The following is a 9859-nucleotide window of genomic DNA, read 5'->3' on the forward strand; positions in this document are numbered from 1 at the left end:
AGCATCGGACGCCGGGTGATGCCGCCGATGACGATGCTCAGTGTGTGCAGCTGGAAGGCGATTCCCCAGCCGCCACCGGCGCCGAACATTCCGACAGCTGTCACGCCGACGGTTCCTGCCAGGGCCCGTTGGCGATGGGGCAACCGGTGCAGCATCCCGAGCAAGCGGACGCGGACGAAGCCGGGCAGGATCAGGTAGGCGCGTGCCCATGGTGCCTTGCGGACCGACGGACTGAGGTAGGGATCCGCCTTGACATCGTGGATCTCGCGATGCAGTTCCTCCACGGTGCGGTGGCCGGCATCGCGCAGCACATGGGTGAACGCGAACGGGCTCCCGTCCACGTCGACCTCGACGGGCAGACCGACATCGACCTGGTCGAAGATCACGTCCCGTCCGCGGAGGTCGCGGTACGCCTGGACCGTGGGGTCGGCGGCGACCGCGCGAGCCACACAGGCGACGACGAAGGCGGTGAACGAGACATCCTCACCGGTTGTCTCATGATGTCGTCGCAACGCCCCGCGGGCCGAGGTCACGTCGACGTCGAACAGTCCGTGGATGGCGTGGCGGCGTTGGGCGGCCCGGCCGGCGTCGATCACGAGTCGCCTGGCCCAGGGCACGGGCACGAACTTCGAGTGCAGCTGATGCACGGTCCACCTCCGGAGCCGATCTGATTCAAGCATCGGTCGCCCGGGGCAGCCTCCACATCGGCCGATCGGTCCGAGCGGACGGGGCTTTAGGCCCTACGGGGGTCGATGGAGTCGGCGTTCGCTCGAAGGTGCACGGACTCGTCGAGGCAGGGAGAACGATCATGCGGTACGTCGCACCCGGGAAGCAGGGAAGTCCGGTCGAGGTTGCGCCTCGCTACGAGAACTTCATCGGCGGCCGCTGGGTCCCGCCGTCGGAAGGCCGCTATCAGGTCGATCTGAGCCCGGCCACGGCCGAGCCGATCACCGAGGTGGCCCACTCCACACCGGCGGACGTCGAGCTGGCGCTGGACGCCGCGCATGCCGCCAAGGACGGTTGGGGCGAGAAGTCCGCGGCCGAGCGTGCCGAGGTCCTGAACGCGGTCGCCGACGCGGTCGAGGCGAACAAGGAGATGCTGGCCGTCGCCGAGAGCTGGGAGAACGGCAAGCCGGTCCGCGAGACTCTCAACGCGGACATCCCACTGGTCGTCGACCACTTCCGGTACTTCGCCTCGGCGGCGCGCGCCGAAGAGGGCCGTACGACGGAGATCGACAAGGACCTGGTTGCATACCACTTCCGTGAGCCGCTGGGTGTCGTCGGCCAGATCATCCCGTTCAACTTCCCGTTGCTGATGGCCGCGTGGAAGCTTGCACCGGCATGGGCCGCGGGCAACTGTTCGGTGATGAAGCCGGCTTCGCCGACGCCATGGTCGATCCTGAAGCTCGCCGAGGTGATCGGTGACGACGTACCCCCGGGCGTGCTGAACATCGTCACCGGACCCGGCGGAGAGATCGGCCGCACACTGGCGACCAGCCCGCGGATCGCGAAGATCGGCTTCACCGGAGAGACCGTGACCGGACGGCTGATCATGCAATACGCCGCGCAGAACCTGATCCCGTCCACGGTGGAGCTCGGGGGCAAGAGCCCGAACATCTTCTTCAGCGACGTGATGGCCCACGACGACAAGTTCCTGGACAAGGCGGTCGAAGGTCTTGTCCTGTACGCGTTCAACAAGGGTGAGGTCTGCACCTGCCCGTCCCGGGCACTGATCCAGGCCGACATCTACGACGAGTTCATGAGCCGCTGCCTGGACCGGATCGCCGCGATCAAGCAGGGCGATCCGCTGGATACCGACACGCAACTCGGTCCGCAGGTGTCTCAGGCACAGCTGGACAAGATCGCGTCGTACGTCGCGATCGGCCGGGACGAAGGCGCCGAGGTGCTGATCGGTGGCGAACGGACCAAGATCGCCGGCGAGTTCGAGCACGGCTACTACTTCCAGCCGACCGTGCTGCGCGGCGACAACAAGATGCGGGTGTTCCAGGAGGAGATCTTCGGTCCCGTCCTGGCGGTGACCACGTTCACCGACGAGGCGGACGCGCTCGCGATCGCCAACGACACGCTGTACGGCCTCGGCGTCGGTGTCTGGACCCGCGACGGCAGCCGGGCGTACCGGATGGGCCGTGCCATCAAGGCCGGCCGGGTCTGGACGAACTGCTACCACCAGTACCCGGCGGGCGCCGCGATCGGCGGGTACAAGATCTCCGGTATCGGCCGGGAGAACCACCGGATGATGCTCGACCACTACAGCCAGACCAAGAACCTGCTCGTCAGCTACAGCGACGAGCCCCTCGGTCTGTTCTGACGGGCCGGCAGCGATGACAGCCGTTCGTATCACGGCCACCGCGGCCGCGCACCAGGCGATCCGTCGCCTGTGCGCGGACCGCGGCGCCCCGGTGATGTTCGTCCAGTCCGGCGGCTGTTGTGCCGGCAGTACTCCGATGTGCTATCCGGCCGGCGACTTCCTCGTCGGTCCGGGCGACGTGCTCCTTGGCGAGCTCGAGGACTGCGCGTTCTACATCGACAGGCGACTGGACCAGGCCTGTGGCGAGACGACGTTCCGGCTCGATGTCGCGTCCGGCGAGCCCGAGGGTTTCTCTCTCGCCGCCGGTCCCGGCACTCACTTCGTCACCCGATCCACTACTTGTGAACCAGAAAGGACAGTCATGAAGGCAGCGGTCGTCACCGACTTTCACGCGCCCTTGGAGATTCAGGAGGTGCCGATCCCTGAGGCCGGACCGGGCGAGGTGCTCGTCCGGATGGAGACCAGTGGCCTGTGCCACACCGACATCCACGCGGCCCACGGTGACTGGCCGGTCAAGCCGACCCCGCCGTTCATCCCAGGCCACGAGGGCATCGGCGTGGTGGAGCAGCTGGGTGCGGGGGTGAGCGACCGGTCGGTGGGTGACCGCGTCGCGATCGCCTGGCTCGGCTACGCGTGCGGCAAGTGCCGGCTTTGCATCGGCGGCTGGGAGACCCTGTGCCTGGAGCAACGAAACTCCGGGTACTCGGTCAACGGCAGCTTCGCCGAGTACGCCGTACTGCCGGCGGCGTTCGCGACGCCGGTGCCCGACGAGGTCTCCTCGCGGGACGCCGCACCGCTGACGTGCGCGGGAGTGACGACGTACAAGGCGATCAAGGTCGCCGGCGTCGCCCCTGCCGAGACGGTTGCGATCTTCGGGGTCGGTGGGCTCGGGCATCTGGCGCTGCAGTACGCGCGGATCGCCGGCGGCATCACGATCGGTGTCGACATCGAGGACTCCAAGCTGGAGATGGCCACGGAACTCGGTGCGGACCACGTGGTGAACGCGGCGAAGACCGACCCGGTCGAGGCGATCCAGGCGCTGGGTGGCGCCGATGTCGCGGTCGCCCTCGCGGCGAGTCCGCAGTCGTTCGACCAGGCGTTCCGGTCGCTGCGTCGCGGCGGTCGGCTCGTTTGCGTGGCTCTGCCCGGTGACAACGGCGCGCTCAGCCTGCCGATCTTCGACACCGTGCTGAACGCCAAGACCGTCATCGGCTCGATCGTCGGAACACGTAACGATCTCGCCGACGTGTTCGCCCTGCATGCAGCCGGCCGGACCCAGGTGATCGCCGTCGACCGCAAGCTCGACGACGTGAATCAGTCCATCGCCGACGTGCTGGCCGGTGACATTCCGGCCAGGGTCGTTTTCCAGTTCTGATCGAGGAGCTGACTGATGAGTCTGGTGATTGGCTGCCCGGCCGAAACCGCTGAACGCGAGACGCGGGTGGCGCTCACTCCGGATGCCGTCGTGCGACTGCGCCGCATCGGCCTCGACGTGATCGTCGAGGCCGGTGCGGGCCGCGCTGCCTGGTTCCCGGATGAGGCGTACGTCGCGGCGGGCGCCCGGGTCGCGAGCAAGGAGGACGTCTACGCGCAGGCGGATGTCATGACCGTGCTTCATGCGCCACAGCCATCGAATCGCACGCTGCTCAGGCCCGGGCAGGTCCTGATCGGCCTGCTCCAGCCGGTGCTGGCGGTTGATCTGGTCGTCGAGCTCGCGGCCGCGAAGGTCACGGCACTGAGTCTGGACCGCTTGCCGCGGACACTCAGTCGGGCTCAGTCCATGGACGTGCTGACCTCCCAGGCCAACGTTGCGGGCTACAAGGCCGCGGTGCTGGCCGCGGACACCTTCGATGGTTTCTTCCCGATGCTGATGACCGCGGCGGGAACGGTCCGCCCGGCGAAGGTCCTGGTGCTCGGCGGGGGCGTCGCCGGACTTCAGGCCATCGGTACGGCGCGTCGCCTGGGTGCCCTGGTCACCGGGTACGACGTCCGGGAGGCCGCGCGGGCCGATATCGTGTCGACCGGCGCCTCGGTGCTCGACCTCGGCGGTGTCTCGGCCAGTGGTGAGGGCGGTTACGCCCGAGTGCTGACCGCCGAGGAGCAAGCTGATCAGCAAAGCGCGATGATCGCAGCGATCGGCGGCTTCGACGTCGTCATCGCCACCGCGCAGGTGCCGGGCCATCGCCCACCCGAACTGGTTCCGTCCGCCGCACTCGCGGCGATGGCCCCCGGCTCCGTGGTCGTCGACCTCGCGGCCGGCCCGCTGGGCGGCAATGTGGCCGGGTCGACGCCTGGTGGCCGCACCGTGACGGAGAACGGCGTCACCGTGCTAGGAGCCGGCAACCTGCCGGCCCAGGTGCCGCGGGCTGCCTCGACCGCGTGGGCCCGTAACATCGCGGCCCTGCTGGACCACCTGATCAACGACGGTTCCGTCGTACTGGATCCCGCTGACGAGATCACCGCCGGTCTGCTCATCTGCCAGGACGGTGAGGTCGTGCATCCGAAGGAGACACTGTCATGACACCTGTGCTGCTGGCGGACCTCACGGTCTTCGTGCTCAGCGTGCTGGTCGGTTTCGAGGTCATCACGAAGGTCCCGGCGACGCTGCACACGCCGCTGATGTCGGGATCGAACGCTATCCACGGCGTGGTGGTGGTCGGTGTGATGATCGTTGCCGCGAGCCTCGACACCACGATCGGCTACGTGTTGCTGTTCGTCGCCGCGGTCTTCGCCGCCGCGAACGTCGTCGGCGGGTACGTCGTCACTGACCGGATGCTCGAGATGTTCCGGGCCAGGCCGAAGACGGAGGCCGGACGATGACACCCCTCGACACCACGATCCATCTTCTCTATCTGGGTACGGCGATCTGTTTCGTGCTCGGCCTGCACCTGATGAACTCGCCCGCGACCGCACGACGCGGCAACCAACTGTCCGCGCTGGGCATGGCGGTCGCGATCGGCCTGACAGTCGTCGTCCTGGTCCACGGCGGGACGATCACAACCACTGCGTCCGTCGTCCTCGCGGCCGGTGTGGCGGTTGGCGCCGGCGCGGGGCTCGTCGCGGCCCGTCGCGTGAAGATGACCGCGATGCCGCAGTTGGTGAGCCTGTTCAACGCCGTCGGTGGTGGTGCGGCCGCGTTGATCGCGTTCGCGGGCGCACTTCCCGGCTCAGCCGGTCAGCCGATCAGCACCACGCTCACCACCTTCCTGGACGTCCTCATCGGAGGCGTGACGTTCTCGGGGTCGCTGATCGCGGCAGGCAAGCTGGCCGGGGTCGTACCAGGTCGGCCACTCACCTTCCGGGGCGGTCGGGTGATCAACCTGCTACTCGGTCTGATCGCAATCACAGCCGGCTGCCTGTACGCCGCAGGTCTCGGCGGGGCAGGCACGCTCGGCACGCTGACGGTCGCCGCGTTGTCGCTCGGCGTACTGATGACGCTACCGATCGGCGGAGCCGACATGCCTGTGGTCATCTCGCTGCTCAACGCGTGTACCGGCACGGCAGTTGCGATGGCCGGGTTCGTGATCGGCAGTACGCCCCTGATCATCGCCGGTGCACTGGTCGGCGCCGCAGGTGGCATCCTCACCAAGCTCATGGCCGTCGCGATGAACCGGTCGCTGCTGAGCATCGTCGCCGGCGGATTCGGCACCGGCGACGAACAGTCCCGGCCCGCGGTCACAGCAACCGGCACTGTTCGGACAGTCACCGCCGACGACGCCGCCCTGCAACTGGCGTACGCCGGCAAGGTGGTCATCGTGCCGGGATACGGTCTGGCCGCGGCGCAGGCACAGCACGAGGTGGTCGAGCTGGCCCAGGCCCTGACCGAGCACGGCGTCGACGTCAGCTATGGCATCCATCCCGTGGCCGGGCGGATGCCCGGACATATGAACGTCCTGCTGGCCGAGGCGAACGCGCCGTACCCGGAGCTGAAGGACCTGGAGGAAATCAATCCGCAGTTCCCGGCGACCGACGTCGTCCTCGTCGTCGGCGCGAACGATGTCACCAACCCGGCCGCGCGGCGGCCAGGGAACGCCGTGTCCGGGATGCCGATCCTGGACGTCGACAAGGCCCGCAGTGTGATCGTCGTGAAGCGCTCGCTCGGCCACGGCTATGCGGGCATCGACAACGAGCTGTACACCAACCCGAGGACCGCGCTGCTCTTCGGTGACGCGAAGGTCGTGCTCACCGCGTTGATCAACGAGATCCAGGCCTACGTCCACTGAAGTGAGATCGGGATCGGCTCACAGGTCCACCATCTGATGGACCCGCCGGCCCGACCTTGTGGCGGTGGTGGAACTCGACGCGCCGCCGACCGATGTAATGGCCGGCTTGGCACCGTACATCATGCAGCGCCGGACGAACCGGGAGCCGTTCAGCGGCGAGCGGGTGCCAGACCAGGTTCGGGCGGAACTCGGTCTGCGTGCGCAGATCGAGGGCGCCGTTCTGCAGTGGCTCGATCGGCCGCCCGGGCAGTGGTGGTTGCAGATGGCAACGAATGAGGCGATGGTCGAGTGCGCTCGGGCCACGGATCACGGGTGGCAATCCAGTCGTGCGTTGGGACGGGTAGCCCGTAGCCCGGCGCCCGATCGCCGACGTGCTGATCCGGGACTGATGGTTTGTCCAAGGAGGTGCCGGGTGGTCCGGGAGGTCGGGACTTTGGGCCCTGATCTCGCGGTGCTGGAATCGATGACTCTGGAGCTGCAGGGGAACGACCGGCTCGCCGGAAGCGGAGCTTGGAGGGGTGGCCGCAGGCCACGAGATCCGCCGTCATCAAGACGGTTCCGGTCCGGTGAGTCGGTCCCCTGCGTCAAATCGAGACGTGCCGGGGGTTGTCGTGAACTCTGACAAGGAGCGGTCGGGGGAGCTGTGGGTGCTCAGGCAGGGACGCCGGCTCGGTATCGGGAAGAATCCGCTACGGCGCCGGTCGGATCGCACCGAAGCGGTTCTGCTGTGGTGCGGTGTCGTGGCCGCGCTCCTGCTGATCCCGGTGGCTGCAGCCGTCGGCGCAAGCGTCAGCAACTCCATTGACGAGTCGATCGCTCGGCAGCGAGCAGTCCTGCACGTGGCGAAGGCGACGACTCTCGAAGGCACCGAACGCGTGGTGCCAAGTGCACCCCCCGACGTGTTGTCGCGGGTGCAGGTCAGTTACGTCGACGCGAACGGGTTCGCCCGCGAGGGGACGACGAGTGTATTGATCGGCACGAAAGCCGGCGACAAGGTCCCCGTCTGGCTCGACCGCTCCGGCACCATCGCTCCCACCCCGCGCTCGACTGCCGACAGCTCGGCCTTCGGCATCTCGGCCGGATTCCTCACGCTGGCCGGTTCCTGGCTCCTGGTCTGGGGCGTCGTACGACTCGCGCGGATCAACCTGGACCGCCGCCGCGCACGGGAATGGGAGAACGAGTGGCTCGCGGTCGGCCCACGCTGGCTCCACGGTCAGAAGTGACGGCGGCAAGGCCTGCCCCGAGCCGGGGCAGGCCTTGCGGACTGTTGTCACCTACGGCGGGCGATGCGGTCCATTGCGGTCCGGACCGCGGTCTCGCTCGGTTGTGGCCAGAACACGTCCCAGGCGTGGAAGACGATTCCGATGCCCCAGCCGAACATCGGGAAGGCCGGCCAGAAGAATCCCGCACCGGTGAGGTACCAGATGACCACCAGGAAGGTGTTCACCGTCAGGTAGGCGAGGATGTGTCCCGCGAGGTCATGCCGCTTGCGGAGATCCTCGACCGCCTGCTTGCGCAGCGTCTCGTCGTTGTCGGCCGCAAGGGGCCGATCGACGACCTTCTCATCCATGACTGCCTCCTTGCTCATCACTTCCACCGTCCGCCGGTGCCGGCCGTCCGGTCAGGGCACCAAGACGCGTCCTGAGCGGGACCTTCGGCTCTGCTGACCTCGCCGCGGCAGATCGAGGGTGGTGATGAGGGACGAGTGACGGGAGGACATGATGAGTACGACGACGTACCCGGTCCGGGTGGACGGAGCACTCGACGACCGGCTGAATCGCTGGCTGTGGCTGGTGAAGTGGGTGCTGGTGATCCCGCACCTGTTCGTACTGGTGGTGTTGTGGATCGCGTTCGTGCTGCTGAGCTGCGCAGCGTTCTTCGCGATCCTGTTCACCGGGCGCTACCCACGGGGGATCTTCGACTTCAACGTCGGGGTGCTGCGATGGACCTGGCGGGTCCAGTTCTATGCGTACGGCGCTCTTGGCACCGACAAGTACCCGCCGTTCACGCTGCATGACGTTCCCGGCTATCCGGCGCATCTGGAGATCGCGTATCCCGAGCATCTGTCGCGCGGTCTGGTCCTGGTCAAATGGTGGCTGCTCGCGATTCCGCATTACCTCGTGGTCGGATTCTTCCTGGGTGGTGGGACCTGGTTCGCCGTACAGACCGACTGGTATGGGTGGAACTCCGGTCTGGTCGGCCTGCTGGTGCTGATCGGAGCTGTGGTCCTGTTGTTCAGCGGGCGTTTCCCACGGCAGGTCTTCGACCTGGTGCTCGGCATGGATCGCTGGGCCTTGCGCGTCGCGGCGTACGCCGGGTTGATGGTCGACCAGTACCCGCCGTTCCGGCTGGACATGGGCGGCCACGACCCCGGTACGACGAGACTCGACGAGCCACCGCGCGAGAATCACCCGAGGCAGGTCGTGCCGTCGCCCTCGCGCGAGCCCGAACTGCAGCGGATGTCGGCCGGGCGGACCATCGCGTTGGTCGTGGGGACTGTGGTGACGCTCGCGTCGCTGCTCGGGCTCACCGTCGGCGGAGCGCTGGTCTGGCTTGATCAGGCGCGCCGTGACTCGGCGGGCTTCGTGACGTCGGACAAGGTGACGCTGAGGACGAGCGGCTACGCGCTGACGAGCGAGAAGCTGACGATCGATGCGGGAGCCGCGTCGGTGCCGCAGCGTTGGTTCGGCGACGCCCGGGTGCGTGTCCGGGCGGTCAGCGGCAGCCCGGTGTTCGTGGGCCTCGCCTCCACCACCGAAGTACGCAGGTATCTGACCGGAGTCGGGTACACGACGGTGAAAGCCGTTGGCCCGAACACGACGACATACGACGACCATGCCGGTACGGCACCGTCAACAACGCCCACCGAGCTGAAGATCTGGCGGGTCCAGGCCTCCGGGCCGGGAGAGCAGAGCATCACCTGGCCGATCGAGAACGGCGACTGGACGCTCGTTGTGATGCCGGCGGACGGCGGTAGGGAACTGAGCGTGCGGGCCGACGTCGGCGCGACTGCACCTGGGCTGCAGTGGCTGTGGATCGGGATCCTGACGAGCTCGGGTGTCTTCTTGCTGCTCGGCACGCTGACCGTCGTGCTGGCAGTCGTACGGCAGCCGAAGCTGGGACCTTCGACCCTCCCGTCGACCCCTGGCCGACCGGTCGAATGAAGGGGACGGAGACAACCGGCTGAGGGGTCGATCATGAGCGTGCGGGTTGGGATCAATGGGTTCGGGCGGATCGGGCGCGACTACCTGCGCTGTGTGCTCGAGCGGACGTCGAGCGGTATCGAGGTGGTCGCGATCAACGACGT

General features: G+C 67.6%; 10 protein-coding genes. 8 read left to right on the forward strand and 2 right to left on the reverse strand.

The features are described from left to right. A partial coding sequence (locus AB0I34_RS43635; protein WP_360458483.1) for a hypothetical protein occupies positions 1-647 on the reverse strand: 647 nt, incomplete at its 3' end. 161 nt (positions 648-808) lie between these two features. Between AB0I34_RS43635 and AB0I34_RS43640 the strand changes: the two genes are divergently transcribed. The 6 genes from AB0I34_RS43640 to AB0I34_RS43665 all read left to right on the forward strand — a co-directional run bounded on the left by AB0I34_RS43640 (position 809) and on the right by AB0I34_RS43665 (position 7775). Continuing rightward, positions 809-2329 (forward strand): aldehyde dehydrogenase family protein, encoded by a 1521-nt coding sequence (locus AB0I34_RS43640; protein ID WP_360458486.1) that lies wholly within the window; start codon positions 809-811, stop codon positions 2327-2329. Positions 2330-2342: 13 nt separating this feature from the next. After that, a complete protein-coding gene (locus AB0I34_RS43645; protein WP_360458489.1) occupies positions 2343-3704 on the forward strand; it encodes a DUF779 domain-containing protein in 1362 nt (453 codons plus the stop codon). A gap of 15 nt (positions 3705-3719) precedes the next feature. Continuing rightward, positions 3720-4850 (forward strand): NAD(P) transhydrogenase subunit alpha, encoded by a 1131-nt coding sequence (locus AB0I34_RS43650; protein ID WP_360458492.1) that lies wholly within the window; start codon positions 3720-3722, stop codon positions 4848-4850. Continuing rightward, on the forward strand, positions 4847-5149 hold the full coding sequence (locus AB0I34_RS43655) for an NAD(P) transhydrogenase subunit alpha (protein WP_360458495.1): 303 nt from the start codon (positions 4847-4849) through the stop codon (positions 5147-5149). Before AB0I34_RS43650 ends, AB0I34_RS43655 begins: the two co-directional genes overlap by 4 nt. Beyond that, positions 5146-6552, forward strand: a complete 1407-nt coding sequence (locus AB0I34_RS43660) for an NAD(P)(+) transhydrogenase (Re/Si-specific) subunit beta (RefSeq protein WP_360458498.1) — start codon at positions 5146-5148, stop codon at positions 6550-6552. The genes AB0I34_RS43655 and AB0I34_RS43660 overlap by 4 nt, the downstream gene beginning before the upstream one ends. 611 nt (positions 6553-7163) lie before the next feature. Next, positions 7164-7775, forward strand: coding sequence for a hypothetical protein (locus tag AB0I34_RS43665; RefSeq protein ID WP_360458501.1), 612 nt, complete (start codon positions 7164-7166; stop codon positions 7773-7775). 47 nt (positions 7776-7822) lie between these two features. On the opposite strand, the gene AB0I34_RS43670 is transcribed toward AB0I34_RS43665, so the two are convergent. Continuing rightward, positions 7823-8122 (reverse strand): 2TM domain-containing protein, encoded by a 300-nt coding sequence (locus AB0I34_RS43670; RefSeq protein ID WP_360458504.1) that lies wholly within the window; start codon positions 8120-8122, stop codon positions 7823-7825. 151 nt (positions 8123-8273) lie between these two features. Here AB0I34_RS43670 and AB0I34_RS43675 point away from each other — a divergent pair, with 151 nt between their 5' ends. After that, positions 8274-9716 (forward strand): DUF4389 domain-containing protein, encoded by a 1443-nt coding sequence (locus tag AB0I34_RS43675; protein WP_360458507.1) that lies wholly within the window; start codon positions 8274-8276, stop codon positions 9714-9716. 33 nt (positions 9717-9749) lie between these two features. Next, on the forward strand, positions 9750-9859 hold a 110-nt coding region (locus tag AB0I34_RS43680; RefSeq protein WP_360458509.1), incomplete at its 3' end, for a glyceraldehyde 3-phosphate dehydrogenase NAD-binding domain-containing protein.

It is taken from the genome of Kribbella sp. NPDC050281, from assembly GCF_040655855.1.
Taxonomy (GTDB): domain Bacteria; phylum Actinomycetota; class Actinomycetes; order Propionibacteriales; family Kribbellaceae; genus Kribbella.